This window comes from Geodermatophilus sp. SYSU D00867 (genome assembly GCF_054050315.1).
This window is the reverse complement of record NZ_JBJGZC010000019.1, coordinates 72847-98443: the sequence shown is the minus strand read 5'-3', so window position 1 is coordinate 98443 and position 25597 is coordinate 72847. Positions and strand designations below refer to the sequence as shown.

29 protein-coding genes are annotated in these 25597 nt (G+C 74.4%); 6 read left to right on the top strand and 23 right to left on the bottom strand.

Annotated features, from left to right (window positions below):
• The first annotated feature begins 228 nt into the window (after positions 1 to 228).
• Complete coding sequence (locus ACI8AK_RS18090) at positions 229 to 774, top strand: class F sortase (protein WP_456957368.1); 546 nt, start codon at positions 229 to 231, stop codon at positions 772 to 774.
• Between the two features lie 66 nt (positions 775 to 840).
• On the opposite strand, the gene ACI8AK_RS18085 is transcribed toward ACI8AK_RS18090, so the two are convergent.
• The 3 genes from ACI8AK_RS18085 to nucS form a co-directional block, all read right to left on the bottom strand.
• Positions 841 to 1149, bottom strand: a complete 309-nt coding sequence (locus tag ACI8AK_RS18085; RefSeq protein WP_456957367.1) for a hypothetical protein — start codon at positions 1147 to 1149, stop codon at positions 841 to 843.
• 1 nt (position 1150) lies between these two features.
• The gene (locus ACI8AK_RS18080) at positions 1151 to 2932 is read right to left on the bottom strand and encodes a 3-hydroxyacyl-CoA dehydrogenase family protein (protein WP_387992505.1); all 1782 of its coding nucleotides are present in this window, start codon (positions 2930 to 2932) and stop codon (positions 1151 to 1153) included.
• Between the two features lie 158 nt (positions 2933 to 3090).
• Positions 3091 to 3762: an endonuclease NucS gene (nucS, locus tag ACI8AK_RS18075; protein WP_387992502.1), complete on the bottom strand. Its 672-nt coding sequence runs from the start codon at positions 3760 to 3762 to the stop codon at positions 3091 to 3093.
• Positions 3763 to 3827: 65 nt separating this feature from the next.
• On the opposite strand from nucS, the gene ACI8AK_RS18070 reads away from it, so the two are divergent.
• Positions 3828 to 4664: a hypothetical protein gene (locus ACI8AK_RS18070; RefSeq protein WP_456957365.1), complete on the top strand. Its 837-nt coding sequence runs from the start codon at positions 3828 to 3830 to the stop codon at positions 4662 to 4664.
• 7 nt (positions 4665 to 4671) lie between these two features.
• Here the strand turns inward: ACI8AK_RS18070 and ACI8AK_RS18065 are convergent, their stop codons facing one another.
• Positions 4672 to 5445 carry an enoyl-CoA hydratase-related protein gene (locus ACI8AK_RS18065; RefSeq protein WP_456903383.1) on the bottom strand — a complete coding sequence of 258 codons (774 nt, stop codon included), beginning with the start codon at positions 5443 to 5445 and terminating at the stop codon, positions 4672 to 4674.
• Between the two features lie 59 nt (positions 5446 to 5504).
• Here ACI8AK_RS18065 and ACI8AK_RS18060 point away from each other — a divergent pair, with 59 nt between their 5' ends.
• Both ACI8AK_RS18060 and ACI8AK_RS18055 read left to right on the top strand, forming a co-directional pair.
• A complete protein-coding gene (locus ACI8AK_RS18060; RefSeq protein ID WP_456957363.1) occupies positions 5505 to 6230 on the top strand; it encodes a YqjF family protein in 726 nt (241 codons plus the stop codon).
• A gap of 60 nt (positions 6231 to 6290) precedes the next feature.
• On the top strand, positions 6291 to 7487 hold the full coding sequence (locus ACI8AK_RS18055; protein ID WP_456957361.1) for a sensor domain-containing phosphodiesterase: 1197 nt from the start codon (positions 6291 to 6293) through the stop codon (positions 7485 to 7487).
• Between the two features lie 65 nt (positions 7488 to 7552).
• Here ACI8AK_RS18055 and ACI8AK_RS18050 read toward each other — a convergent pair whose 3' ends face one another.
• The gene (locus tag ACI8AK_RS18050; protein WP_456957359.1) at positions 7553 to 9571 is read right to left on the bottom strand and encodes a protein meaA; all 2019 of its coding nucleotides are present in this window, start codon (positions 9569 to 9571) and stop codon (positions 7553 to 7555) included.
• A 126-nt stretch (positions 9572 to 9697) separates the two neighbouring features.
• Here ACI8AK_RS18050 and ACI8AK_RS18045 point away from each other — a divergent pair, with 126 nt between their 5' ends.
• Positions 9698 to 10030: a hypothetical protein gene (locus ACI8AK_RS18045; RefSeq protein ID WP_387992485.1), complete on the top strand. Its 333-nt coding sequence runs from the start codon at positions 9698 to 9700 to the stop codon at positions 10028 to 10030.
• A 13-nt stretch (positions 10031 to 10043) separates the two neighbouring features.
• On the opposite strand, the gene murA is transcribed toward ACI8AK_RS18045, so the two are convergent.
• Complete coding sequence (murA, locus tag ACI8AK_RS18040; protein ID WP_387992482.1) at positions 10044 to 11330, bottom strand: UDP-N-acetylglucosamine 1-carboxyvinyltransferase; 1287 nt, start codon at positions 11328 to 11330, stop codon at positions 10044 to 10046.
• Between the two features lie 89 nt (positions 11331 to 11419).
• On the opposite strand from murA, the gene ACI8AK_RS18035 reads away from it, so the two are divergent.
• A complete protein-coding gene (locus ACI8AK_RS18035; RefSeq protein WP_456951834.1) occupies positions 11420 to 12022 on the top strand; it encodes a cob(I)yrinic acid a,c-diamide adenosyltransferase in 603 nt (200 codons plus the stop codon).
• A gap of 9 nt (positions 12023 to 12031) precedes the next feature.
• Here ACI8AK_RS18035 and ACI8AK_RS18030 read toward each other — a convergent pair whose 3' ends face one another.
• The 17 genes from ACI8AK_RS18030 to rpmE all read right to left on the bottom strand — a co-directional run bounded on the left by ACI8AK_RS18030 (position 12032) and on the right by rpmE (position 25466).
• Positions 12032 to 12433, bottom strand: coding sequence for a DUF2550 domain-containing protein (locus ACI8AK_RS18030; protein WP_387992476.1), 402 nt, complete (start codon positions 12431 to 12433; stop codon positions 12032 to 12034).
• 27 nt (positions 12434 to 12460) lie between these two features.
• Positions 12461 to 12850: a F0F1 ATP synthase subunit epsilon gene (locus ACI8AK_RS18025; protein ID WP_387992473.1), complete on the bottom strand. Its 390-nt coding sequence runs from the start codon at positions 12848 to 12850 to the stop codon at positions 12461 to 12463.
• A gap of 153 nt (positions 12851 to 13003) precedes the next feature.
• The gene (locus ACI8AK_RS18020) at positions 13004 to 13213 is read right to left on the bottom strand and encodes a hypothetical protein (protein WP_456951836.1); all 210 of its coding nucleotides are present in this window, start codon (positions 13211 to 13213) and stop codon (positions 13004 to 13006) included.
• Positions 13214 to 13515: 302 nt separating this feature from the next.
• Positions 13516 to 14952: a F0F1 ATP synthase subunit beta gene (gene atpD, locus ACI8AK_RS18015; RefSeq protein ID WP_387992467.1), complete on the bottom strand. Its 1437-nt coding sequence runs from the start codon at positions 14950 to 14952 to the stop codon at positions 13516 to 13518.
• A gap of 64 nt (positions 14953 to 15016) precedes the next feature.
• Positions 15017 to 15985, bottom strand: a complete 969-nt coding sequence (locus tag ACI8AK_RS18010) for a F0F1 ATP synthase subunit gamma (RefSeq protein ID WP_387992464.1) — start codon at positions 15983 to 15985, stop codon at positions 15017 to 15019.
• 3 nt (positions 15986 to 15988) lie between these two features.
• Positions 15989 to 17620 (bottom strand): F0F1 ATP synthase subunit alpha, encoded by a 1632-nt coding sequence (gene atpA / locus ACI8AK_RS18005; RefSeq protein WP_456951837.1) that lies wholly within the window; start codon positions 17618 to 17620, stop codon positions 15989 to 15991.
• A 56-nt stretch (positions 17621 to 17676) separates the two neighbouring features.
• Positions 17677 to 18495 (bottom strand): F0F1 ATP synthase subunit delta, encoded by an 819-nt coding sequence (locus ACI8AK_RS18000; protein WP_456957357.1) that lies wholly within the window; start codon positions 18493 to 18495, stop codon positions 17677 to 17679.
• A complete protein-coding gene (locus tag ACI8AK_RS17995) occupies positions 18495 to 19079 on the bottom strand; it encodes a F0F1 ATP synthase subunit B (protein ID WP_387992455.1) in 585 nt (194 codons plus the stop codon). The genes ACI8AK_RS18000 and ACI8AK_RS17995 overlap by 1 nt, the downstream gene beginning before the upstream one ends.
• Positions 19080 to 19125: 46 nt before the next feature.
• A complete protein-coding gene (gene atpE / locus ACI8AK_RS17990) occupies positions 19126 to 19353 on the bottom strand; it encodes an ATP synthase F0 subunit C (RefSeq protein ID WP_387992453.1) in 228 nt (75 codons plus the stop codon).
• 97 nt (positions 19354 to 19450) lie between these two features.
• Positions 19451 to 20281 (bottom strand): F0F1 ATP synthase subunit A, encoded by an 831-nt coding sequence (atpB, locus tag ACI8AK_RS17985; RefSeq protein ID WP_387992450.1) that lies wholly within the window; start codon positions 20279 to 20281, stop codon positions 19451 to 19453.
• The gene (locus tag ACI8AK_RS17980) at positions 20278 to 20502 is read right to left on the bottom strand and encodes an AtpZ/AtpI family protein (RefSeq protein ID WP_387992448.1); all 225 of its coding nucleotides are present in this window, start codon (positions 20500 to 20502) and stop codon (positions 20278 to 20280) included. The genes atpB and ACI8AK_RS17980 overlap by 4 nt, the downstream gene beginning before the upstream one ends.
• Before the next feature lie 115 nt (positions 20503 to 20617).
• Positions 20618 to 21094 (bottom strand): hypothetical protein, encoded by a 477-nt coding sequence (locus ACI8AK_RS17975; RefSeq protein WP_387992445.1) that lies wholly within the window; start codon positions 21092 to 21094, stop codon positions 20618 to 20620.
• On the bottom strand, positions 21091 to 22395 hold the full coding sequence (locus ACI8AK_RS17970; protein ID WP_456903379.1) for a glycosyltransferase family 4 protein: 1305 nt from the start codon (positions 22393 to 22395) through the stop codon (positions 21091 to 21093). The genes ACI8AK_RS17975 and ACI8AK_RS17970 overlap by 4 nt, the downstream gene beginning before the upstream one ends.
• Positions 22396 to 22566: 171 nt before the next feature.
• The gene (locus ACI8AK_RS17965; RefSeq protein ID WP_387992439.1) at positions 22567 to 23208 is read right to left on the bottom strand and encodes an L-threonylcarbamoyladenylate synthase; all 642 of its coding nucleotides are present in this window, start codon (positions 23206 to 23208) and stop codon (positions 22567 to 22569) included.
• Between the two features lie 6 nt (positions 23209 to 23214).
• On the bottom strand, positions 23215 to 24063 hold the full coding sequence (gene prmC, locus ACI8AK_RS17960; RefSeq protein WP_456957370.1) for a peptide chain release factor N(5)-glutamine methyltransferase: 849 nt from the start codon (positions 24061 to 24063) through the stop codon (positions 23215 to 23217).
• Between the two features lie 11 nt (positions 24064 to 24074).
• A complete protein-coding gene (gene prfA, locus ACI8AK_RS17955) occupies positions 24075 to 25154 on the bottom strand; it encodes a peptide chain release factor 1 (protein WP_387992436.1) in 1080 nt (359 codons plus the stop codon).
• 87 nt (positions 25155 to 25241) lie between these two features.
• Positions 25242 to 25466, bottom strand: coding sequence for a 50S ribosomal protein L31 (gene rpmE / locus ACI8AK_RS17950; RefSeq protein ID WP_387992433.1), 225 nt, complete (start codon positions 25464 to 25466; stop codon positions 25242 to 25244).
• Positions 25467 to 25597 lie beyond the last annotated feature (131 nt).

Below are 25597 nucleotides of genomic sequence, written 5' to 3'. Positions count from 1 at the left end.
CCCCCCCCCCCCCCCCCCCCCCCCCCCCCCCCCCCCCCCCCCCCCCCCCCCCCCCCCCCCCCCCCCCCCCCCCCCCCCCCCCCCCCCCCCCCCCCCCCCCCCCCCCCCCCCCCCCCCCCCCCCCGGCCGGCCGCCCACCACCGCGCACGCCGGTCCCGGCACCGCGCGCCCCGGAGCCGCGCGGGCCTGCTGCGGCCGGCGCTGGCCGTCCTCGCCCTCGCCGCGGGGGTGGTCGCCCTGCGGGGGCCGGCCGCTCCCCCGCCGGCCGCCGCCGGCACGCCGACCGCCACGGTCTCAGGGCCGGTCGTGCTCGCGCAGCGGTCGGCTCCCGCGGCCGCGCCGCCGGTCCGGGTGCGGGCGCCGGCCATCGGTCTCGACAGCGGGCTGGTCAACCTCGGCCTCGACGCCACCGGCGCGCTGGCGGCCCCGGCCGACCCGGCGGCGGCCGGCTGGTACACCGGCGGCCCGGCGCCGGGTGACGTCGGCCCGGCGGTGCTGGCCGGGCACGTCGACTCCCGCAGCGGCCCGGCGGTCTTCTGGCGCCTGCGCGAGCTCGCTGCCGGGGACGAGGTGCTCGTCGACCGCGCCGACGGCAGCACCGTCGCGTTCACCGTCAGCCGGGTCGAGCGGCACCCGAAGGACGCCTTCCCCACCGCGGCCGTGTACGGGCCGACGGCGGACGCCCAGCTGCGGCTGGTCACCTGCGGCGGCGACTTCGACCGCTCGGCGCGCAGCTACGAGGACAACGTCGTCGTCTTCGCGACCGCGAGGTGAGGGAACGGCCTCCTCGCAGGGGCCCGCCGCGGGCCGGCGAGCGGTGTGGGGCGAGGAGGTCCTCCGTCAGCGGCGGCGGTCGCGGGCCTGCCAGCAGGCGGTATGCCAGTGTCGGCGCAGGTCGGCGGCGGAGTCGGTGTCCCAGGGCTCCAGGTCCGAGTCGCGGGCGTAGGCCGGCCAGCTGACCACGTGCGGGGTGCCCGGCCGGATCTCCTGGTCGCAGCCCGGGCAGCGGTAGGGCTTGGTGCTCGCCGCCCCGGTCAGCCGGCGGACGACCCAGTCGCCGTCGGCGGCCTCCTCGACCTCCTCGCTCCGACGCGCGAGCGGGGGGCGGCCGGCCCGCCGCCCCCCGCTGCGTCGTCCCCTGCGGGGCACCTCAGCGCCGGGAGTAGTCCCGGAACCCGCGGCCGGTCTTGCGGCCCAGGTAGCCGGCGGTGACCAGGTGCTCGAGCAGCGGCGCGGGCGCGAACCCGGGCTCGCGGAACTCGGTGTACAGCTCGCGCTCGATGGCCAGCGACACGTCGAGGCCGACGACGTCGAGCAGCTCGAACGGGCCCATCGGGTAGCCGCAGCCGACCTTCATGGCGGCGTCGATGTCGTCGGCGGTCGCGTAGTGCGCCTCGAGCATCTTCACCGCGTCGTTCAGGTACGGGAACAGCAGCGCGTTGACGATGAACCCGGCCCGGTCCGTGCAGGACACCGCGTGCTTGCCGAGCTGCGCGCAGACCGCGTGGGCGGTGGCCGCGACGTCGGGGGCGGTGGCGATGGTGCTGACCACCTCGACCAGCTTCATCACCGGCGCGGGGTTGAAGAAGTGCAGGCCGACGACGTCGGCGGGGCGCTCGCTGGCCTTGGCGCACTCGATGACCGGCAGGCTCGACGTCGTCGTGGCCAGCACCGCGCCGGGCTTGCAGATCTCGCCGAGGTTGGCGAACAGCGCCTGCTTGGTGGCCAGGTGCTCGACGACGGCCTCGATGACCAGGTCGACGTCGGCGAGGTCGTCCAGCGACGCCGTCCCGGTGACCCGGGCGAGCACCTCGTCCCGGCCGGCCTCGTCGAGCCGCCCGCGCGCGACCTGCTTGTCCAGCGACCTGCGCAGCGCGGTGTGCACGGCCTCGACCTTGTCGAGGGTGCGGGCCACGAAGACGACTTCGTAGCCGCCCTTGGCGGCGACCTCGACGATGCCGGTGGCCATCGTCCCGGAGCCGACGACGCCGATCTTCGACACGGGGCGGGCGCCCTCGGCGGCGCCGCCGGCGGCCGGGGTGCGCTCGTCGGGCACGACCTCGGCGGAGCCGGGCGCGGCGTAGGTGTAGAAGCCGCGGCCGGACTTCCGGCCCAGCAGGCCCGCGGTCATCATCTGCTTGATGACCGGGCTGGGCGCGTGCAGCCGGTTGCGCGACTGCTTGTACATCGTGTCGAGGATCTCGTAGGCGGTGTCGATCCCGATGAGGTCCATGAGCGCGAGCGGGCCCATCGGCAGGCCGCAGCCCAGCCGCATGGCGGCGTCGATGTCCTCGCGGCTGGCGTAGCGGTTCTCGTACATGGAGACCGCGTGGTTGAGGTAGCCGAACAGCAGCGCGTTGGCGATGAAGCCGGCCTTGTCGCCGATGGTCACGTCGACCTTGCCCAGCCGCTCGGCCAGGGCCTCGACGTCCTCGATGACCGCGGGCTCGGTGACGACGGTCCGCACGACCTCGACCAGCTTCATGACCGGCGCCGGGTTGAAGAAGTGCATCCCGATGACCTTGCTCGGCCGGCCGGTGGCCACCGACAGCTCGGTCACCGACAGGCTGGAGGTGTTGGTCGCGAGGATGGTGTCCGGCGGGCAGATCTTGTCCAGCTTCGCGAACAGCTCGGCCTTGAGCTCCATCCGCTCCGGGACGGCCTCGATGACCAGCTCCGCGACGGCGAGGTCCTCCAGCGACGTGGTGAAGCGGATCCGCCCGAGGATCGCCTCGCGCTCGGCCTCGTCGAGCTTGCCGCGCGCGACCGCTTTCCCGGTGGACTGCTCGACGTGCCCGCGGCCGCGGGCCAGCGCGTCGTCGCCGACCTCCACGGCCGTCACGGACAGGCCCGCGCGGGCCAGCACCTCGGCGATGCCCGCACCCATGGTGCCCAGGCCCACCACGCCGACCTCGGTCAGTTCTCTGGCCACGCTGCCATCTCCTCCCGTGCGTTGACCGGGGCAGTCTCCCACCCGGACGGCCCGCGTCCGCTACCGGCCGGTAGGTCCCTCCCTGGCCCCGTCCAGGGTCCCGCCCCGAGCTCGCGAAGGGTGGGGAGGACGGGGTCCTCACGCGGTGGGTGGCGGTCTCAGAACAGGCGCTGGGTGGGGTCGTCGGTGCCCTTGAGGACGGCGTAGTCGACGGTCACGCACTCGATGCCGCGGTCGCCGGCGAGCACCCGCGCCTGCGGCTTGATCTCCTGCGCGGCGAACACGCCCTTGACCGGGGCCAGCAGGGGGTCGCGGTTGAGCAGCTCGAGGTAGCGGGTCAGCTGCTCGACGCCGTCGATCTCGCCGCGCCGCTTGACCTCCACGGCGACGGTGCGCCCGTCGGCGTCGCGGCAGAGCAGGTCGACCGGGCCGATCGCCGTCGGGTACTCGCGGCGGACCAGCGACCAGCCCTGCCCGAAGGTCTCCACGTGCAGCGCGAGCAGCCGCTGCAGCTCGGCCTCGACGCCGTCCTTCTGCAGGCCGGGGTCCACGCCCAGCTCGTGCGCGGAGTCGTGCTCGACCGACTCGATGGTGATGACCAGCTGCTCACCGGCCTTGTTGGTGACCGTCCAGGTGCCGGACCCGTCGACGAGCTCGTCCCGGAGCGTGCACGGCGGGCTCATCCAGTTCAGCGGCTTGTAGGCGCGGTCGTCGGCGTGCACCGACACCGAGCCGTCGGCCTTGACCAGCAGCAGCCGCGAGGCCATGGGCAGGTGGGCGGTCAGCCGCCCGATGTAGTCGACCGAGCAGCGGGCGATGACCAGACGCACGGGGGCCGACGGTACCGGTCCGGTCACGACGGGAACCGCCGAGCCGGGTCGCGCGTCGCAGGACCGTGACGACGACGTCGACGGTGCGCGCGGCCGCGCTGCTGGCCGGGGCGCTGGCGCTGGCCGGGTGCGCGCAGGACGGGACCGACGCCGCGGCGCCGTCGCCCGACCCCCTGCCCGCGGGGCCCGTGCTGCAGGTGGAGCACACCGGCGGCTTCGTGCCCCCGGAGGACCTGGCCACCGGCCTGCCGCTGGTCACCGTCTACGGCGACGGCCGGGTGTTCACCGAGGGCCCGCAGATCGAGATCTGGCCCTCGCCCGCGCTGCCGAACGTGCAGGTGACCGAGGTCGGCGAGGCCACCGTCCGCGACCTGCTCGACCGCGCCGTCGACGCCGGGGTGACGGAGGACGCCGACCTCGGCGAGCCGCCGGTCGCCGACGCGCCCACCACCCGCATCACCCTGACCACCGGCGAGGGCACCGCGGTCCGCGAGGTGTACGCCCTGGCCGAGACCCCCGACGGGTCGCTGACCCCGGAGCAGGCCGAGGCCCGCGGGCGGCTGCAGGACCTCGTCGACGAGCTCACCGGCCTGGCCGCCGCGGGCCCGGCGGAGTCCTACGTGCCGCAGACGGTCGCCGCGGTGGTCCAGCCCCACACCGGCGGCGACCCGGAGTTCCCCCAGCCCGACGTCGCCTGGCCGGGTCCCGGGCTGCCCGGCACGCCGCTGGGCGCCGGGCTGACCTGCGTGAGCGCCACCGGGCAGCAGGCGGCCGACGTGCTCGCGGCCGCCGCGACGGCGAACGTGCTCACGCCGTGGGCCACCCCCGACGGCGCCCGCTGGTCGATCGCGTTCCGGCCGGTGCTCCCGCACGAGACCGGCTGCACCGACCTGACCGGGTGACCCGGCCTCAGTCGGTCCAGGCCGGCGGGCGCTTCTCCAGGAACGACCGCATGCCCTCGCGGGCGCCGTCGATCTGGCTGGCCGACGCCATCACCTCGACGGCGACGGCGTAGGCGTCCCGCTCGGTCCGGTCGAGCTGGGCGTACATCGTCCGCTTGCCCCACGCCTTGCTCGCCCGCGAGCCGCGGGTGGCCCGGGCCACGAGCTCGTCGACGGCGGCGTCGAGCTCGCCGTCGGGCACGACCCGGTTGACCAGCCCCCACTCCAGCGCGGTCCGCGCGTCGATGACGTCGCCGGTGAGCGCCAGCTCCATCGCCCGCTTGCGGCCGACGTTGCGGGCGATCGCCACCATCGGCGTGTGGCAGAACCAGCCGCCCTTCCCGCCCGGGGCGGCGAAGCCGGCCGACTCCGCGGCCACCGCGAGGTCGCAGGAGGCGACCAGCTGGCAGCCCGCGGCGGTGGCCAGGGCGTGCACCCGCGCGACGACGACCTGCGGCACGTCCTGCAGCGTCTGCACCAGCTCGGTGCACAGGGCGAGCAGGCTGCGGACCTCGGTCACCGGCCGGTCGACGACGTCCCGGAAGTCGTGCCCGGCGCTGAACACCGGCCCCTCCGCGCCGAGGACGATGCCCGCCGCGTCGCTGCCGCCGGCGTCGGTGACGGCGGCCAGCAGCTGGGTGAGGTGGTCGCGGGACAGCGCGTTGCGCCGCTGCGGGCGGCACATGGTGATGCGGACGACGTCGCCGTCGCGCTCGACGCGGGGAGCTCCCTCGGCGGTCACGTGACCGACCTCACCACGGGTGGCCGGTCGGGGGCAACGCGGCTGGGGACGCTGGAGGGGTGGACGCCGAGGAGGTCACCGACACCGCGCCCCGCGCCGCCGGGCGGACGCTGTTCACGCAGGGCTGGCGGGACGTCGCCTTCCTGCACTGGGCGGTCGACCCGGACGTCGTCGCGCCGCTGCTGCCGCCGGGCACCCGGCCGGACACCACCCCGGACGGGCGCAGCTGGGTGGGGCTGGTGCCCTTCCGCATGCGCCGCATCGGCGTCCTCGGCTCGCCCGGCCTGCCCTACGTCGGCTCGTTCCTCGAGACCAACGTGCGCCTGTACTCCGTGGACGGGGAGGGCCGGCGCGGCGTCGTCTTCGCGTCCCTCGACGCCGACCGGCTGCTCCCGGTCCTGGTCGCCCGCGCCGCGGGGCTGCCCTACCTGTGGTCGCGGATGCGCCTGACCCGCGACGGCGACCTGCTGGCCTACACCAGCCGGCGGCGCTGGCCCGGGCCGCGCGGCGCCGGCGGCCGGATCGAGGTGCGGGTGGGTCCGCGGCTGGAGCGGCCCGGTCCGCTGGAGCGCTTCCTCACCGGCCGCTGGGGGCTGCACCAGACGAGCCGGGGCCGCACGCGCTACTGGCCCAACGAGCACCCGGCCTGGCCGCTGCACCGCGCCGAGCTCCTGACCTGGGACGGCGACCTGCTCGCCGCGGCCGGGCTGCCCGGCGTCGGCGGCCCGCCGGACAGCGTGCTGTTCTCCCCCGGCGTCGACGTCCGCTTCGGCCCCCGGGTCTGACGCACGGAGCCGTTCCGCAACCCCCTGGGCAAGACGGCGCACAGCCGCGACACTGCCCGGGTGGGAGCACCGCAGCCCGTGGCGACCGCCGGCCCGACGACCGACGACGCCGACGAGGACTGGGTGCACCGCCTGCTCGACCTCGCGCGCGCCCGGCTCGGGATGGACGTCGCCTGGTTGTCGGTGTTCACCGAGGACCGCCAGGAGATCGCCTCGGCCACCGGCGAGCTCGGCGCCATGAACGTCTCCGAGGGCATGTCGATGCCGCTCGAGGAGTCCTTCTGCGTGCGGGTGCTGTCCGGCCAGCTGCCGCCGGTGGTCACCGGCGCCGACCGCAACCCGGTCACCCGCGAGCTCGCGGTCACCCGGCAGCTGGGGATCGGCTCCTACGTCGGCGCCCCGGTGCGCGGCGGGGACCGGCGCCCCCTCGGGATGCTGTGCTGCATCAGCCGGGACGCCGGCGAGCAGCTGGACGGCTCGTCGGTGCGGACGGTGGAGATGCTCGCCGAGCTGATCGGCGAGCGGCTGACCGCCGAGGAGGCCGCCCAGACCGAGCTGGCCGCCCGGCACGCGCGGGTCTGCGACGTCCTGGAGCGGCGCACGGTGGAGGTGCACGTCCAGCCGGTCGTCGACATGCACAGCGGCACCGTCGTCGCGCACGAGGCGCTGTCCCGCTTCCCCGGCAGCGAGGGCAGCCCGGCGACGCTGTTCGCCGACGCCGCGGTCGTCGGCCTGGGCGTGGAGCTGGAGCTGCTGGCCGTGCACGCCGCCCTGGAGGCCGGGGACCGGCTGCCGCGGGGCCTGCGGCTGGCGGTCAACCTCTCCCCCGAGGCGCTGCTCGCCCCCGAGGTCGGCGAGGCGCTCCTCGAGGGCGTCCGGCGGACGGCGCTGACCGTGGAGATCACCGAGCACAGCCCGATCGCGGACTACGGGCCGGTCCTGGGCGCGCTGGCGCCGCTGCGGGCGGCCGGGATCCGGCTCAGCATCGACGACGCCGGCGCCGGCTACGCGAGCCTGCGGCACATCCTGCGGCTGCGGCCGGACACCATCAAGCTCGACATCGCGCTGGTCAGCGGGGTCGACGTCGACCCGGCGCGGCAGGCGATGACCGCGGCGATGGTGGCCTTCGCCGCCGACACCGGCGCCACGCTGGTGGCCGAGGGCATCGAGACCACCGCCGAGCGCGACGCCCTGCTCTCCCGCGGCGTCCGCTACGGCCAGGGCCACCTGTTCGGCCGGCCGGCGCCGATCTCCTGAGCGAGGACCCCGCCCTCCCCCTCGCGGGCTCGGGGCGGTGCCCTGGACGGGGCCGGGCCGGCGGCTCAGACGGAGGCGGGCACCCGCTCGTCCAGGCCGTTCGCCTCGCGGACCACGTCCACGACCTGGCCCATGATGTCGGTGAGCCCGAAGTCCTTCGGCGTGAACACCCGGGCCACGCCCTGCTCGCGCAGCCGGCGGGCGTCGCTGTCGGGGATGATCCCGCCGACGACGACCGGGACGTCGTCCAGGCCGGCCTCCTGCAGGCCCCGCAGCACCGCCGGCACCACCTGCAGGTGCGAGCCGGAGAGCACCGACAGCCCGACGACGTGCACGTCCTCCTCGATCGCGGCCGAGACGATCTGCGCGGGCGTGAGCCGGATGCCCTGGTAGACCACCTCGAAGCCGGCGTCGCGGGCGCGGACGGCGATCTGCTCCGCGCCGTTGGAGTGCCCGTCGAGGCCGGGCTTGCCGACCAGGAACCGCAGCCGCCCGCCGAGCTCCTCGCCGGTGGCGCGCACCCGCTCGCGGACCCGCGCCAGCGTCTCGTCGGCCTCGCCGCCGCCGGTGGCCGCGGCCACGCCGGTGGGGGCGCGGTACTCGCCGAACACCTCGCGCAGCACGCCGGCCCACTCCCCCGTCGTCACGCCCGCCCGGGCGCACCGCAGGGTCGCCTCCATGAGGTTGACGTCGCTGCCGGCGGCCTCCCGCAGCGCGGCCAGCGCGGCCTCCACCGGCGCCGGGTCGCGCTCGGCCCGCCACTTCCGCACCGCCTCCTGGGCGGCGTTCTCGACGGCGGGGTCGACGACCTGGATGGCGGCGTCGAGGTCGGCCAGCAGCGGGTTGGGCTCGGTGCCCTCGAAGCGGTTGACGCCGACGATGACGTCCTCGCCGTTCTCCATCCGGCGCCGCCGCTCGGCCAGCGAGGCGACGAGCTGCCCCTTCATGTAGCCGGACTCGACGGCGGCCACCGCCCCGCCCATCTCCTGCACCCGGGCGATCTCGGCGCGGGCGCCCTCGACCAGCTCGGACACCTTCCGCTCCACGACGACCGACCCGGTGAACAGGTCGTCGTACTCGAGCAGGTCGGTCTCGTAGGCGAGCACCTGCTGCAGCCGCAGCGACCACTGCTGGTCCCACGGCCGGGGCAGGCCCAGCGCCTCGTTCCACGCCGGCAGCTGCACCGCGCGGGCGCGGGCGTCCCTGGACAGCGTGACCGCGAGCATCTCCAGCACGATCCGCTGCACGTTGTTCTCCGGCTGCGCCTCGGTCAGGCCCAGGGAGTTGACCTGCACGCCGTAGCGGAAGCGGCGGTGCCTGGGGTCCTGCACGCCGTAGCGCTCCTGCGTCAGCTCGTCCCAGAGCTGGGTGAAGGCGCGCATCTTGCACATCTCCTCGACGAAGCGGACGCCCGCGTTGACGAAGAAGGAGATGCGCGCGACCACCTCGCCGAAGCGCTCCTGCGGCACCTGGCCGGAGTCGCGCACCGAGTCCAGGACGGCGATCGCGGTGCTCATCGCGTAGGCGATCTCCTGCACCGGCGTCGCCCCGGCCTCCTGCAGGTGGTAGCTGCAGATGTTGATCGGGTTCCACTTCGGCATCGCCGTCACCGTGTAGGCGACCATGTCGGTGATCAGCCGCATCGAGGGCCCGGGCGGGAACACGTAGGTCCCCCGCGACAGGTACTCCTTGATGATGTCGTTCTGCGTCGTCCCGGCGAGCTTCGCGACGTCGTGCCCGTGCTCCTCGGCGACCGCCTGGTAGAGCGCGAGCAGCCACATGGCGGTGGCGTTGATCGTCATCGACGTGTTCATCTCGTCGAGCGGGATGCCGTCGAACAGCGCCCGCATGTCGCCGATGTGCGTCACCGGGACGCCGACCTTGCCGACCTCACCGACGGCGAGCTCGTCGTCGGGGTCGTAGCCGGTCTGCGTCGGCAGGTCGAAGGCGACCGACAGGCCGGTCTGCCCCTTCGCCAGGTTCCGGCGGTAGAGCGCGTTGGACTCGGCCGGCGAGGAGTGGCCGGCGTAGGTGCGCATGACCCAGGGACGGTCGCGCTCCTTCGGCGATGAAGGGAACGGCATGCCAGCGGAGTGTAGGGCTGTTACCGGCCAGTAGCAGCACCGGTCCGGGAGCCCCGCGGTGGCACACTCGGTCGTGTGCGACCGGGCCGGGAGAGGCCCGGACGCCGCCCGCCGAGGGGAGGCACCGTGCTGCAGCCGGGCAGTCTGAGCTACATCGCCGGGCCGGTCATCGCGATCGTCGTCATGGTGCTGCTGGCCCTCTTCATGCGCTGGGCCTTCGGCGGGAGCCCCACCGGGGGCGTGCGCCGGCGCCGTCCCCCACCCACCGACGACGGTCTGCTCACGCGGGTCGCCACGCTGTCCCGCCGCGAGTCGGCGCTCGCGCTGCGCGCGGTGCTCTCCGACGCCGGGATCCGCTCGACGGTCCGCTTCCCCGAGGCGCACCGCGCCGACGTGCTGGTCTTCCCCGAGGACGCCGCCCGCGCCCGGGCGCTCGCGTCCTCCTTCCCTGCGGCGTAGCCCTCCCGCGGGCTCAGAGGTCGCCCGGGCGCTCGACGCGCTCGATCTGCACGCCCAGGCCGCGCAGCTGCTCGACGAAGTCGGGGTAGCCGCGGTCGACGTGGTGCACGTCCTGCACCTCGGTGACGCCGTCGGACAGCAGCCCGGCCAGCACCAGCCCGGCGCCGGCGCGGATGTCGGTGGCCACCACGGGCGCCGACGACAGCCGCTCCCGCCCGCGCACGACGGCGTGGTGGCCGTCGATGCGCACGTCGGCGCCCAGGCGCACCAGCTCGTTGACGAACATGAACCGGCCCTCGAACACGTTCTCGGTGATCAGGGCCGTGCCGGTGGACACCGCGGCCAGCGCGACCGCCATCGGCTGCAGGTCGGTCGGGAACCCGGGGAACGGCAGCGTGACGACGTCGACCCCGCGCGGCCGCTCGTCCATGGCGATCCGGACGCCGTTCTCGACGACCTCCACGGTGGCGCCGGCGCTGACCAGCTTGTCCAGCGGGACGGCGAGGTGGTCGGGGACGGCCCGCTCGACGACGACGTCGCCGCGGGTCATCACCGCGCCGATCGCCCACGTCCCGGCGACGATGCGGTCGGGCACCGTCGAGTAGGTCACCGGCGACAGCGCGTCGACGCCCTCGACGGTGAGCGTGGAGGTGCCCGCGCCGTCGATGCGGGCGCCCATCGCGGTGAGCATCGAGCAGATGTCGACGATCTCCGGCTCGCGGGCGGCGTTGTCGATGACCGTCGTCCCCTCGGCCAGGACCGCGGCCATGAGCAGGTTCTCCGTGGCGCCGACCGACGGGAAGTCCAGCCAGATCGAGGTGCCCACCAGCCGCGGCGCGGAGGCGACGAGGAAGCCGTGCTCGCTGTGGATCGAGGCGCCGAGCCGCTCCAGGCCGGAGATGTGCATGTCCAGCCCGCGGGAGCCGATCGCGTCGCCGCCGGGCAGCGCCACCCGGGCGCTGCCGCAGCGGGCGACCAGCGGGCCGAGCACGCTGATCGAGGCGCGCATCTTGCGGACCAGGTCGTAGTCGGTCTCGGTGGCGGGGTCCTCCGGCACGTCGACGACGACCCGGCCGCCGCCCCCGGGCTGCCCCGAGCGCTCGTAGCCGACGCCGCAGCCGAGCCGGCGCAGCACCTCGCTCATGATCGCGACGTCGAGGATGTCGGGGACCTCGTCGATCGTCGTCCGCCCGGAGGCCAGGAGCGCGGCCGCCATGAGCTTGAGGGCGCTGTTCTTCGCCCCCGTGACCCGTACCCGGCCCCTGAGGGCGGTGCCGCCGGTCACCTCGAAGCACTGCACCCGACCACCCTACGGCGCGTGCGCGGGCGGCTCCGGGCAGCGTCCCAGGCCGGTGGGCGCGCCCGCAGCAGCGCCTAGGCTGGGCGACCATGACGGTCCGGCTCACCCGCATCTACACGAAGACCGGTGACGCCGGGCAGACGCACCTGGGCGACATGAGCCGGGTGGCCAAGACCGACCCGCGGCTGGTCGCCTACGCCGACGTCGACGAGGCCAACAGCGTGCTCGGCGTGGCCCTGGCGCTGGGGGCGCCGTCGCCCGAGCTGGTCGAGCTCGTGCGCAGCGTGCAGAACGACCTGTTCGACGTCGGCGCCGACCTGTCCACGCCCGTGGTGCCCGACCCCGCGCACCCGCCGCTGCGGGTGACCGCCGCCTACACCGAGCGGCTGGAGGCGGCCTGCGACGAGCACAACGAGGCGCTGCCGACGCTGACCAGCTTCGTGCTGCCCGGCGGGACGCCGCTGGCGGCGCTGCTGCACCAGGCGCGGGTGGTCGTCCGGCGGGCCGAGCGCAGCGTGTGGGCGCTGCTGGAGGCCGACGGCGAGCGCACCAACCCGGAGACCGCCCGCTACCTCAACCGGCTCTCGGACCTGCTGTTCATCCTCGCCCGCGAGGCCAACCCCGGCGGCGACGTCCTGTGGGAGCCCGGGGCGCACAGCGGCGTCCACGCCCAGCGGGCCGCGCGGGGCTGACTCAGGCCCCTAGTGCACGGGCGGGGCCGACTCCACCCAGGAGAGGAACCCCGTCACCGTGGAGGGGTCCATGGCCAGCTCCTTGCGGCCGGCGCCGGTGGCGCAGGTCAGGACGACGGCGTCGTCGGGCAGGGCGACGTCGTCCCGGCCCGGGGGCCGCCGGCCCTCGACCTGCACCTCCGTGCGGCACAGCCGCTGCTGCGGGCGGACCGACAGCGACAGCGCCCGGTACCAGAGCAGCGCCTCTCCCCCGTACCAGGCGACGCCCACCGACCACCGGGAGCTGCCGACCGGGCGCAGCCACATCGTCACCGCGCCGAGGCCGGAGAGCAGCAGCCGGCGTCGGATGAGGAAGGCGACCACCAGGACGACGACCAGCACCCCGGCGAGGACGAGCAGGGCGGTGGTCACCGTCGGCCGGGGCGGGGTCCGGTCGGGTCAGTCGGCCTGTCCGGCGGCCCGCAGGCGGGACTGGGCGCGGCGGGCGGCGGCGAGGGCCTCGGGGTCGTCGCCGGCGGACTCGGCGCGGCGCAGCGCCTCGCGGGCCCGCTCGACGTCGATCTCGGAGGAGATCTCCGCGGTCTCGGCGAGGATGGACACGCCCTTGGGCGTCACCGACAGGAAGCCGCCGTGGGCGGCGACGACCATGTCCGGGCCCTCGGTCGTCCGGACGGTGACGACGCCACCGGGGGCGAGCTCGCCGAGCAGCGGGGCGTGGCCGGGCAGGACGCCGATCTCGCCCTCGGTCGTGCGGGCGATGACCATGCTCGCCTCACCGGACCAGATGGTCCGCTCGACGGCCACCAACTCGACCTGCAGGGTCGCCACGACACTCCTCCGGGTCCACCGACGGGCGGTGCTGGGACGCCGGCCGGAAAACGGGCACGGCGACGGTCGTCGCCCACTCTAGCCGCGGGACCCGGACCACCCGGCGCGGGCCGCCCGGCGGTCACCCGGCCGGGCGGCGGACCCGGTCCTCCGTCAGGCGGCGCGACGGTAGAGCAGGGTCCAGCGGCCGACGCGGACCCACGGGTGGCGCACCGTCGAGGCGGGTGCCCACTCCTCGGTGTCGTAGGCGATGTCGTGCACGTGCGGTACGGACGTCGGCGGCCAGGTCCACCCGGGATCGGCGGTCCCGGCCGGCAGCCGGGTCACCGTGCCGTCGGTGCTGGTCGCGTCCAGCCACTCCATGGTCTTCTCCCACACCGCGCGTCCGGTCCCTCCGGGCGCCACCTGTCCGATCGGCAGCAAGGCTCCCGCTCTCGAGGTGCACCCGGGAAGGCACCTGCCCACGAGCGCGGGTGCGTCAACCCCCCGGCGCGCCACGCCCGGGCCGGTCCCGACCGTGTGTGACCGGTCCTTCACACGAGGGGTACCCGGACGCACGACGGCCGGGCGTCCCCGCAGGGACACCCGGCCGTGACGTGGTGTGGTGTGGTCCCGTCCAGAGGCTCACCCCGAGCGTGCAAGGGGCGAGGAGGACGGGTCCTTCCTCAGCCGCGCTTGAGCTTCTCCGCGTTGCGCTCGAGGTCCTCGAGCCCACCGCACATGAAGAAGGCCTGCTCGGGCACGTGGTCGTAGTTGCCCTCGGTGAGCGCCTTGAAGGCCTCGAGGGTCTCCGACAGCGGCACGAACGAGCCCGGCTGACCGGTGAAGGCCTCGGCCACGAACATGTTCTGCGAGAGGAACCGCTCGATGCGCCGTGCGCGCTGCACGGTGACCTTGTCCTCCTCGGAGAGCTCGTCGATGCCGAGGATCGCGATGATGTCCTGCAGCTCCTGGTAGCGCTGGAGGATCTGCTTGACCGTCTGCGCGACCTGGTAGTGGTCCTGGCCGACGTACTGCGGGTCGAGGATCCGGCTGGTGGAGTCGAGCGGGTCGACGGCCGGGTAGATGCCCTTCTCCGAGATCGGCCGGGAGAGCACCGTCGTCGCGTCGAGGTGGGCGAACGTGGTGTGCGGCGCCGGGTCGGTGATGTCGTCGGCGGGCACGTAGATCGCCTGCAGCGAGGTGATCGAGTGACCCCGCGTCGAGGTGATCCGCTCCTGCAGCTCGCCCATCTCGTCGGCGAGGGTCGGCTGGTAACCCACGGCGGAGGGCATGCGGCCCAGCAGCGTGGACACCTCGGACCCGGCCTGGGTGAACCGGAAGATGTTGTCGATGAAGAGCAGCACGTCCTGGTTCTGCTCGTCGCGGAAGTACTCCGCCATCGTCAGCGCCGACAGCGCCACCCGCAGCCGGGTGCCCGGCGGCTCGTCCATCTGGCCGAAGACCAGCGCGGTGGACTCGATGACGCCGGACTCGGTCATCTCGGTGATGAGGTCGTTGCCCTCGCGGGTGCGCTCGCCGACGCCGGCGAACACCGACACGCCACCGAACTCCTGGGCGACCCGGCGGATCATCTCCTGGATCAGCACGGTCTTGCCCACGCCGGCACCGCCGAACAGGCCGATCTTCCCGCCGGCCACGTACGGGGTGAGCAGGTCGATGACCTTGATGCCGGTCTCGAGCAGCTCGGTGCGGCCCTCGAGCTGGTCGAACCGCGGCGCGTGCCGGTGGATCGACCAGTGCGGGGCGTCGGCGCCGTGGCCGGGGGCGTCCAGGCAGTCGCCGAGGGCGTTGAAAACGTGGCCCTTGGTGACGTCGCCGACCGGCACGCTGATCGAGGCGCCGGTGTCGCTGACCGCGGCGCCGCGGACCAGGCCGTCGGTGGGCTGCATGGAGATGGTGCGGACCACGTTGTCGCCCAGGTGCTGGGCGACCTCGAGGGTCAGCGTCTTGCTCAGGTCGGCGAGCGCGACGTCGACCCGGAGGGCGTTGAACAGGTCGGGCATCGCGTCGCGCGGGAACTCGACGTCGACGACCGGCCCGGTGACCCGGACGACGCGGCCTGTCGCCTGGGTGGTCGGACGGTCCTCGGTGACGGTCATGAGGGGGCTCCTCGGTCAGGTGGATCGGAGGCCCGGCCCCCGCCTCGGGCGGGGGCCGGGGTGGTCAGTCGTCGGCGTTGGCTGCGACCAGCGCGTCGGCGCCACCGACGATCTCGCTGATCTCCTGGGTGATCTCGGCCTGGCGCGCCTGGTTGGCCTGGCGGGAGAGGCTCTTCGCCAGCTCCTCGGCGTTGTCCGAGGCCGACTTCATCGCCCGCCGCCGCGACGCCGACTCCGAGGCCGCGGCCTCGAGCAGCGCCGCGTAGATGCGGGTGGTGACGTACTTCGGCAGCAGCGCGTCGAGCAGCGCGTCGGGCGAGGGCTCGAACTCGTACGAGGTGGGGACCCCGGAGTCGCCGGTGCGCCCGGCCTCGCGGTCCTCCCGCTCGAAGTCGAACTCCTCGACCTCCTCGACCTCCAGCGGGGCCAGCCGCTTGGCGACCGGGACCTGCGCGAGCAGCGACCGGAACTCGGTGTAGACGATGTGCAGCTCGTCCACGCCGGCCACGCCGTCAGGACCTGCGCCGTCGGCGTCGTCGGCCCCGGCGGTGAACGCGTCGATGAGGACGCGCCCGACCTCCTGGGCGTCGGTGTAGGCCGGCTGCTCGGAGAACCCGGTGAAGGTCTGCACCACCGGCCGGTTGCGGAAGGAGTAGTAGGTCTCCCCCTTGCGGCCGATGACGTAGACCTGCGGCTCCTTGCCCTCCTGCCGCAGCAGCGACAGCAGCTCCTCGGTGCGCCGCAGCACGTTGACGTTGTACGAGCCGGCGAACCCGCGGTCGGAGGTGACCACCAGCACCGCGGCCCGCCGGGTCGACTGCCGCTCGGTGAGCAGCGGGTGCTCGAGCGAGGCGGACGACGCCAGCGCGGACAGGACCCGGGTGATCTCCCGGGCGTACGGCTTGGACGCCTCCACCCGGGCCTGGGCGCGCACGATGCGGGCGCCGGCGATCAGCTCCTGGGCCGAGAAGATCTTCTTCGTCGACTGAGTGGAGCGGATGCGGCGCCGCAGCGCGCGGAGGGAACCGGCCACCGGTCAGGCCTTCTTGACCTGGACGCGCTCCTGGCCACGCTCGGACGCGTCCATGGCCTCGGCCTCGGGCTCGTTGACCAGCGAGGTGCCGTCGGAGGTCGTGAACTGCTGGTAGAAGCTCTCGACGGCGCGCTCGAGGCTGCTCACCGCGTCGTCGCCGAGGGCCCGCGAGGTGCGGATCTCGTCGTAGACGCCGCTCTCGCCGCGGCCGATGTAGTCGAGGAACTCCGACTCGAACCGGCGGACGTCGGACACCGGCACGCGGTCGAGCTTGCCGGTGGTGCCCAGCCACAGCGAGACGACCTCGCGCTCGACCGGGTACGGCTGGTACTGGCCCTGCTTGAGCAGCTCCACCAGGCGCTGGCCGCGGTCGAGGGTGGCCCGGCTGGAGGCGTCCAGGTCCGAGGCGAACGAGGCGAACGCCTCGAGCTCGCGGTACTGGGCCAGGTCCAGGCGCAGGCGGCCGGCGACCGACTTCATCGCCTTGATCTGCGCCGAGCCGCCGACCCGGGACACCGAGATGCCCACGTTGATGGCCGGGCGGACACCGGAGTTGAACAGACCGGTCTCGAGGAAGATCTGCCCGTCGGTGATCGAGATGACGTTGGTCGGGATGTAGGCCGACACGTCGTTGCCCTTGGTCTCGATGAGCGGGAGACCCGTCATCGACCCGGCGCCCAGGTCGTCGGAGAGCTTGGCGCAGCGCTCCAGCAGCCGGGAGTGGAGGTAGAAGACGTCACCCGGGTACGCCTCGCGGCCCGGCGGGCGGCGCAGCAGCAGCGAGACCGCGCGATAGGCCTCGGCCTGCTTGGACAGGTCGTCGAAGACGATCAGGACGTGCTTGCCCTCGTACATCCAGTGCTGGCCGATGGCCGAGCCGGTGTAGGGGGCGATGTACTTGAAGCCGGCGGCCTCCGACGCGGGAGCGGCGACGATGGTCGTGTACTCCATCGCGCCGGCCTCCTCGAGGGAGGCGCGGATCGCCGCGATCGTGGAGCCCTTCTGGCCGACGGCGACGTAGATGCAGCGGACCTGCTGCTTCGGGTCGCCGGTCGCCCAGGCCGTCTTCTGGTTGATGATCGTGTCGAGCACGATCGCCGTCTTGCCGGTCTGGCGGTCGCCGATGACCAGCTGGCGCTGCCCGCGGCCGATCGGGGTCATGGCGTCGATGGCCTTGATCCCGGTCTGCAGCGGCTCGTGCACCGACTTGCGCTGGACGACGGTGGGGGCCTGCAGCTCCAGCGCGCGGCGGCCGGTGGTGGCGATCTCGCCGCCGCCGTCGATCGGGTTGCCGAGCGGGTCGACGACGCGGCCGAGGTAGCCGTCGCCGACCGGCACCGACAGGACCTCGCCGGTGCGGCGGACCTGCTGGCCCTCCTCGATGCCGGCGAAGTCACCGAGGATGACGACGCCGACCTCGCGGACGTCGAGGTTCAGCGCGAGACCGCGGACGCCGCTCTCGAACTCGAGCAGCTCGTTGGTCATGACCGAGGGCAGGCCCTCGACCCGGGCGATGCCGTCGCCGGCCTCGGTGACGATCCCGACCTCCTCCCGGGACACGTCCGGGGAGTACTCGGTGACGTAGTTCTGGATGGCACTGCGGATCTCGTCTGCGGAGATCGTCAGCTCGGCCATGGCACGCGTCCTCTTCCCTGCTGGGTCGTGCTGTCTGTGGTCTGGGGTGGGGCGGGTCAGCCGGCGAGCCGGCGGCCGGCGGACTCGAGCCGGTTGGCGATGCTGCCGTCGATGACCTCGTCACCGACGCGCACGACCAGGCCGCCGAGCACCTCGGGGTCGACCGTCACCTGCAGGCCGATCGTCCGCCCGTAGATCCGGCCGAGCACGTCGCGCAGCCGCTGCTCCTGCGTCGCGGTCAGCGGCACCGCCGTCGTGACGTGGGCGACCGAGCGGCCGCGCCGGGCGGAAGCGGCCACGGACAGCCGCTCGACCCGGTTCTCCGCGTTACCGACGTGCCGGACGGTCAGCGAGTTCCGCAGCAGCTGCTCGGTGACCGGGCTGACCCGGCCCGACAGGAGCCGGTCGAGCAGCGCCGCGCGCCCCTCGGCCGGTGCCGCGTCGTCGGAGAGGATGCGGGACAGCCCCGGGTCGCCGCCGACGATCCGGCCGAAGCGGAACAGCTCGTCCTCGACGCCCTCGAGCTCGCCACGCGCCTCGGCGGCGTCCAGCGAGGCCTCGGTGGCCAGGGTCTCGGCGGCCTCGACCAGGTCCAGCGGCCGCGACCACCGCTGGCGGGCGACGGTCTCGACCAGGTCGACGGCGGCCTCGGAGACCCGCCCGCCGAGGATCCGGCGGGCCAGTCCGGCCCGGTCGGCCGGCTTGGCCGCCGGGTCGGACAGGGCCCGGCGCAGCGCGACGTTGCCGTCGAGCAGCCGCGCGACGGCGAACAGCTCGTCGGCCAGGGCCAGCAGGCCCGGGCCGGCGGCACCGGCCGTCGTCGCGGCGAGGCGCTCGCGGCTGGCCGCGAGCGCCTCCCGGCTGGAGGCGTCCATCAGCGGTCGCCGCCGGGGACGAACACCGTGCTGCCGGTGCGGCCGTTGCCCGCCGCACCGCCGGCCATGCCGTCGAGCTGGTCGAGGAACCGGTCGACGGTGCCGCGGCGCCGGGCCTCGTCCTCCAGGGACTCCCCCACCACGCGGCCGGCGAGGTCGACGGCCAGCGTGCCGATCTGGCCGCGCAGCTCGTTGATGACCGACTGGCGCGAGCTGGCCAGCTGCTCCTCGCCGCGGGCGACGATGCGCGCCGACTCCTCCTGCGCCTGGGCCCGCAGCTCCTCGAGGATCTGCTGGCCCTCGGCCCGGGCCTGGTCCCGGATCTGCGCGGCCTCGGTGCGTGCCTCGGCCAGCTGGGCGCGGTACTGCTCCAGCGCGGCCTTGGCCTCGGCCTGCATGGCCTCCGCCCGCTCGATGCCACCCTCGATGGCCTCGCGGCGGGCCCGGAAGACCTGCTCGAAGCGCGGGGCGATGAACCGGAAGAAGACCAGCATGACGATCGCGAACGCGATCAGCCCGATGACGATCTCGCCCAGCGGCGGGATCAGCGGGTTGTGGGCTTCCTCCGCTGCGAGGATTCTCATGGTCTCAGTGTCCCTGTCTCAGTCGGTGCCGGCCCGCGGGCGCGGATCAGGTGCCGAAGACGAAGGGGACGACGAAGCCGATGAGCGCGAGCGCCTCGGAGAGCGCGAACCCGAGGAACGCGTAGGTACGGGTCAGGCCGGCCGACTCGGGCTGCCGGGCGGTGGCCTGGATGTAGGCGGCCCACACGATGCCGACGCCGATGCCCGGGCCGATGGCGGCGAGGCCGTAGCCCACGGAGCCGATGCTGCCGGACAGCTCAGCCAGAAGATCCATGACGGGGTGTTCCTCCTGTGTCGTCGCCCGGTGTCTCCGGGCGGCTTGCGGGGGTCTTGGGGGGGTGGTGCGGTCCGGGAGGTGCGCGCTCAGCCGGTCAGTGCTCGGCCTCGATCGAGCCGTTGAGGTAGGTCCCCATCAGCACGGTGAAGACGTAGGCCTGCAGGAAGATGACCAGCAGTTCGAAGAAGGTCATGACGATCGCCATCAGCGCCGAGATCGGGCCGAAGACGATCGAGAAGTTGTCCCGGCTGAACAGGTAGACCGCGCCGAGGGAGAAGACCACCAGCAGCATGTGGCCGGCGAACATGTTCGCGAAGAGCCGGACGGCGAGCGTGAAGGGCCGGACGATGAAGTTCTGCAGGATCTCGATCGGCGTGACCAGGACGTACATCGGCTTGGGCACGCCGGGCAGGAACAGGATGTCCTTGAAGTAGCGGCCGGCGCCCTGCTCGCGGATGCCGATGTAGATGTAGAGCACCCAGCAGATGCCGGCGAGGACCAGCGGGAACGCGAACCGCGACATGGGGGAGATCTGCGCCAGCGGCAGGATCGCCATCAGGTTGTTCGCGAGGATGAAGAAGAACAGCGACGCGAGGAACGGCGCGAAGGGGATCCCCTTGGGGCCGACGACGTCGCGGGCGATCCCGTCCCGGACCAGCGAGTAGCCGCTCTCGCCGATGAACTGCATCTTGCCCGGCACGATCTGCGGCCTGCGGACCGTGAGGACCATGAAGACGAGCATCGCCAGCGTGGCGAACCACAGGCCGAGCGTGATGCGCGTGATCTCGAAGTCGATGCCGAGCAGCGAGAACTCGGCGAGGGGCTCCGGGTAGAACTCGCTCAGGCCGGGGGCCTGGAAGCCGTCGCCGGACCCGCCGCCCTCGGCGGCGAGCACGTCCGTGAGCGCGAGGGCGCTGGAGGTCACCGTGGTCCCTTCTGCGTCCTGGGCCGGCTCCGTCGTCCGCCCGGGGTGTTGCCCTGCTCGGGTGCACCAGGGTCTGGTGGCAGCCCGCCGAACCGTTTGACGACCAGGTAGATGGCCGCCGAGATGCCGAGGAGGATCCCGACCGGCAGGAACACCCGCGTGTCCAACCACCGGTCGAGCAACCACCCGGCACCGCCCCACACGGCCATCCCGGAGATCATGGTCCCGATGACGGCCCAGCCGGTCTCGGCACCGCTGCCCCGAGGGGCTGGTCGCGCAGGTCGGGGCCGGGGCTCCCCACGGGTGGGGTCGTCCTCGGCCATCGCCGGGACACTATCAGCCGGGCGTGGGGGCGCCTCCCGGTGCCGGGGGGACCGTCGCCTGACCGGGTGGCGCGGGCGGCGTGACGTAGTACAGCGGGCGGGTCCAGACCCACCGCAGCTGCACGCCGCTCCACAGCAGGGCCCCCACGACCACCGCCCACGCGAGGGTCCGCCGGTCGAGCCAGCCGTCCTCCGGCAGCGCGTTGAGGATGCCGAACAGCACGACCGCCTTGACGAAGAAGGTGCCCAGGGCGGCCGGCAGCGTGAAGGTGTCGTCGACCCGCCCGGCCCAGGCGATGACCACACCGGAGAGGACGAAGAACGCCGTCACGACCAGGGCTCCGACCAGCACCCCGACCGCGTCGGCCCACCCGGCGACCAGCCCGGCCACCAGCGCGGCGACGACCGCGACCGTGCCGGTGACCAGCGTGCCGACCTTGAGGAACGACAGGTCCCACGGGACCTGCGGGGCCGGGCGGGGCGCGCTCACCGCAGCCCCTGGCCGGCGCCGGCCGCACGGGGGGCGGACGGGGTCGGCGGCGCCGGGGCAGGTGCGGCGGCCGGCACCGGGGGCGCCGCGGGCGTCGCCGGCTCCGGGGACCGGCGCCCGGCGCGGTGCGCCCGCGCGGTCGGGTGGGCGGCGCGGCTGCGGCGGCGCTGCTCGGCGATCTCGGCGGCCCGGGCCTCGCGGGCGGCACGCCGGGCGTGCGGGGCGAGGACGACGACGACACCCACGACGAGCAGCACCCCGATCACGACGAGCAGCTCGACCGTCCCGCCGGTGACCGACAGGGCCACCGCGCCGAAGGACAGGAGAGCCGCCCAGAAGTACATGGTCAGCACCGCCCGGCGGTGCGAGTGTCCGATGGACAGCAGCCGGTGGTGCAGGTGCATCTTGTCCGGCGAGAACGGCGACTGCCCGCGCCGGGTGCGGCGGACCACCGCGAGGAGCAGGTCGACGAACGGGATGAAGAGCACCGCGATCGGCACCAGCAGCGGCAGGGCCAGCGGCAGGAGGCTGGCCGCGGAGTCGAAGGACTGGGCGTCGACCCGGCCGGTGGCGCTCACCGCGGCGGCCGAGAGCATCAGCCCCACGAGCATCGACCCGGAGTCGCCCATGAAGATGCGCGCCGGGCTGAAGTTGTGCGGCAGGAAGCCCAGGCAGGCGCCGGCGAGCACCGCCGTCACGAGGGCCGGGGCGCTGGCGACCTCGTCGTAGCCGACCCGGCTGAGGTTGTAGCTGTAGGCGAAGAAGGCCAGCGCCGCGATGGCCGAGACGCCCGCGGCCAGCCCGTCGAGGCCGTCGATGAAGTTGAGCGCGTTGACCGTGAGGACGGTCAGCAGGATGGTCAGCGGCACGCCGACGTCCGGGCCGAAGGAGATGGTCCCGATGTCGGCGACCGGCAGGAACAGGAACGCCAGCTGGACACCGAGCAGCACCATGACGCCGGCGGCGGCGATCTGGCCGGTGAGCTTGGTGAGCGCGTCGAGGCCGAACTTGTCGTCGAGCACGCCGAGCAGGCAGATGAGCCCGCCGGCGACGAGGACGGCGGCGGTCTGCGAGTCGTCGAAGGTGCGCTGCAGGGCGGGCAGCCGGGTGGCCACCAGCACCGCCGCCGCGACCCCGAGGTACATGGCCACGCCGCCGCCGCGCGGGGTGGGGATGACGTGCACGTCGCGCTCGCGGGGGGCGGCCATCATCCGCAGCCGCACCGCCGCGATCCGCACCACCGGCGTGGCCAGGAAGGTGACCAGGCCCGCGGTCAGCAGGACGACGGCGTACTCGCGCACGGCTCAGCCCCCGTGCGGACCGCGCGCGGTCCCGGCCGGGCGCGCGGCGGGCGTGCTCATCGCGACGGGGCTCCCGGGGGCGAGGCGGCGGGCGGACGGGACTGGCGGTACCCCCACGGTATCCCCCCGTCACCGGACGGAGCGGGATCCGCAGCCGCCGGCGACGGGGCCCTAGTCCGTGACCTCGGGCACGACCTCGCGCAGCCGCTCGACCGGCACCGCGCCCACCCGCAGCACGCGCGGCACCGGGCCGGTGCAGTCGACGATCGTGCTGGCCGCCGAGCCCGCGCGCGGGCCGCCGTCGAGGACGACCGCGGCGTGCTCGCCGAGCTGCGCGTCCGCCTCCTGCGCGTTCGTGGCGGCGGGCCGGCCGGAGCGGTTGGCGCTGGACACGGCGAGCGGGCCGGTGCGGCGCAGCAGGTCGCGGGCGACGTCGTCGTCGGGGAGGCGGACGGCGACCGTCCCCTCGGCGTCGCCGAGGTCCCAGGCCAGCGACGGCGCGTGCTCGACGACGAGGGTCAGCCCGCCCGGCCAGAAGGCCTCGGCCAGCCGCTGCGCCACCCGGGGCACGCTCATGGTCAGCCCGGCCATCGTCGAGGCCTCCCCGATCAGCACGGGGACCGGCATGGCGCGGCCGCGGTTCTTCGCCGCCAGCAGGCCGGAGACCGCGGCGGGCGAGAACGCGTCGGCGCCGACGCCGTAGACGGTGTCGGTGGGCAGCAGGACCAGCTCGCCGCGGGCGATCGCGGCGGCGGCGGCGGCGAGACCCGCGGCGCGCTGCTCGGGGTCGGTGCAGTCGTAGAGGTCGGCCACGGGCGGTCAGTCTCCCCCAGCCCGGACGGCGGTCGTGAACCGCGGCCTCCCGGCGAGGTCGGGGTGGTCCGCGACGGCGGTGAAGTCGCCGGTGCCGCGCACCAGCGCGGGCAGCGCACTCCCCTGCGCGTCGGCGTGCTCGACGCCCAGCCCGCCGCCGGGGCGCAGCAGCCGGGCCGCCGTCGTCAGCAGCCCGCGGACGACGTCGAGTCCGTCCGGGCCGCCCCACAGCGCCAGCGGCGGGTCGTGGTCGGCGACCTCCCGCGGCACCCGCGCGCCGTCGGGGACGTAGGGCGGGTTGGAGACGACGAGGTCGACGGTGCCGTCGAGGTCGCGCAGCAGGCCCGGGTCGGTCATGTCGCCGGCGAGCACGGTGACCGGCCGGTCCCCTGCCGCGGCGCGCAGGCCGGCGTTGTGGCGGGTCCACTCGATCGCCTGCGGGTCGCGCTCGACGGCGGTGACCCGCGCGCCGGGGTGCTCGTGCGCGATCGACAGCGCGATCGCGCCGGACCCGCTGCCCAGGTCGACGACGACCGGCTCGTCGACGCCGGCCAGCCGCGCCAGCGCCCACTCGACGAGCTGCTCGGTCTCGGGCCGGGGCACGAACACGCCGGGGCCGACGGCGAGCTCGAGGTGGCGGAACGGCGCCCGGCCGGTGAGGTGCTGCAGCGGGACGCGGGCGGCCCGCTGGTCGAGCAGCGCGGCGAAGCGGGCGGCGGCGTCGTCGTCGACGTCGTCGAGGGTGAGCAGTGCCGTCCGGGTGGCGCCGAGGACGTGGGCGAGCAGCAGCTCGGCGTCCACGCGGGGCGACTCGACGCCGGCCTCGGCCAGGCGGCGGGCGGCGTCGGCGAGCAGCGTGCGGGTGTTCAGGACCCGGCCGCCAGCAGCTCGGCGGTGTGCGCGCGGGTGAGCGCGTCGATGACCGGGTCGAGCTCGCCGTCGAGGACGGCGTCGAGGTTGTGGGCCTTGAAGCCGACCCGGTGGTCGGAGATGCGGCTCTCCGGGAAGTTGTAGGTGCGCACCCGCTCGCTGCGGTCGACCGTGCGGACCTGGCTGCGGCGCTGGTCGCTGGCGGTGGCCGCGGCCTCCTCGCGGGCGGCGGCCAGCAGCCGCGAGCGGAGCACCCGCAGCGCCGACTCGCGGTTCTGCAGCTGGCTCTTCTCGTTCTGCGAGCTGACCACGATGCCGGTGGGCAGGTGGGTGATGCGGACGGCGGAGTCGGTGGTGTTCACGCTCTGCCCGCCGGGGCCGGACGAGCGGAAGACGTCGATGCGCAGGTCGTTCGGGTCGACGGTGACGTCGACCTCCTCGGCCTCGGGCAGCACGAGGACGCCGACGGCGGAGGTGTGGATGCGGCCCTGCGACTCGGTGACCGGCACCCGCTGCACCCGGTGGACGCCGCCCTCGAACTTCAGCCGCGACCAGATGCCCTCGTCGGTGCGGGACTTCACCGCGATCGAGACGTCCTTGTAGCCGCCGAGCTCGGCGGGGACGGCGTCGAGGACCTCGGTGGCCCAGCCGCGGCGCTCGGCGTAGCGCAGGTACATGCGCAGCAGGTCGCCGGCGAACAGCGCGGACTCCGCGCCGCCCTCCCCCGCCTTGATCTCGAGGATGACGTCCTTGTCGTCGTCGGGGTCCTTCGGGAGCAGCAGCTCGCGCAGCCGGTCGGTGAGCTCGTCGATGCGGGTCTCGAGGCCGCGGGCCTCCTCGGCGAAGGAGGGGTCCTCGGCGGCCAGCTCGCGGGCGGCGTCGAGGTCGTCGCGGGCGGTGTCGAGCGCGCGGGCGGTCTCCACCACGGGCGCGAGCTGGGCGTAGCGGCGGCCCAGGCGCCGGGCGCGGCCGGCGTCGGCGTGCACCGCGGGGTCGGCGAGCTCGGTCTCCAGCGCGGCGTGCTCCTCGAGCAGCCCGCGCAGCCGGTCGGGCGCGGCGTCGGTCGGGCTGCTCATGGCGTACCTCTCGTGCGGGGTGGAGCGGGGGTGGACACGACGACGGCGCCCGTCCCACGCGAGGTGGGACGGGCGCCGTCGGGGGTGCTACTTGCCGGCGGTGGCGCCGCGCTTGCCGAACCGCTTCTCGAAGCGGGCCACGCGGCCACCGGTGTCGAGGATCCGCTGCTTGCCCGTGTAGAAGGGGTGGCAGGCGGAGCAGGTCTCGACGGTCAGCGTGCCGCCGGGGGCGGTGCTGCGGGTGGTGAAGGTGTTCCCACACCCACAGGTCACCGTGGTGGTGTGGTAGTCGGGGTGGATACCGGACTTCATGATGCGGGCCTCTTCCGGGGACGTCTCGGTGCTGTTGTCGTGAACGCCGGCGGCCGGCCGGTCATTCCGGCCCTGCTCGGGGCGCTGGCGCGGGGCTCGGCCGACCAGTATCCCCGATCGGCCGAGCGCGG

What these genes read in the sequence shown, in the direction of transcription:
- ACI8AK_RS18035 (WP_456951834.1), top strand. Translation starts at nt 11,420, where the DNA reads ATGACGGTCCGGCTCACCCGCATCTACACGAAGACCGGTGACGCCGGG.
- ACI8AK_RS18020 (WP_456951836.1), bottom strand. Translation starts at nt 13,213, where the DNA reads ATGGAGTGGCTGGACGCGACCAGCACCGACGGCACGGTGACCCGGCTG.
- ACI8AK_RS18050 (WP_456957359.1), bottom strand. Translation starts at nt 9,571, where the DNA reads ATGCCGTTCCCTTCATCGCCGAAGGAGCGCGACCGTCCCTGGGTCATG.
- ACI8AK_RS17980 (WP_387992448.1), bottom strand. Translation starts at nt 20,502, where the DNA reads ATGATCTCCGGGATGGCCGTGTGGGGCGGTGCCGGGTGGTTGCTCGAC.
- ACI8AK_RS17995 (WP_387992455.1), bottom strand. Translation starts at nt 19,079, where the DNA reads ATGAGAATCCTCGCAGCGGAGGAAGCCCACAACCCGCTGATCCCGCCG.
- rpmE (WP_387992433.1), bottom strand. Translation starts at nt 25,466, where the DNA reads ATGAAGTCCGGTATCCACCCCGACTACCACACCACCACGGTGACCTGT.
- atpA (WP_456951837.1), bottom strand. Translation starts at nt 17,620, where the DNA reads ATGGCCGAGCTGACGATCTCCGCAGACGAGATCCGCAGTGCCATCCAG.
- atpE (WP_387992453.1), bottom strand. Translation starts at nt 19,353, where the DNA reads ATGGATCTTCTGGCTGAGCTGTCCGGCAGCATCGGCTCCGTGGGCTAC.
- ACI8AK_RS18000 (WP_456957357.1), bottom strand. Translation starts at nt 18,495, where the DNA reads ATGGACGCCTCCAGCCGGGAGGCGCTCGCGGCCAGCCGCGAGCGCCTC.
- prfA (WP_387992436.1), bottom strand. Translation starts at nt 25,154, where the DNA reads ATGAGCAGCCCGACCGACGCCGCGCCCGACCGGCTGCGCGGGCTGCTC.
- atpD (WP_387992467.1), bottom strand. Translation starts at nt 14,952, where the DNA reads ATGACCGTCACCGAGGACCGTCCGACCACCCAGGCGACAGGCCGCGTC.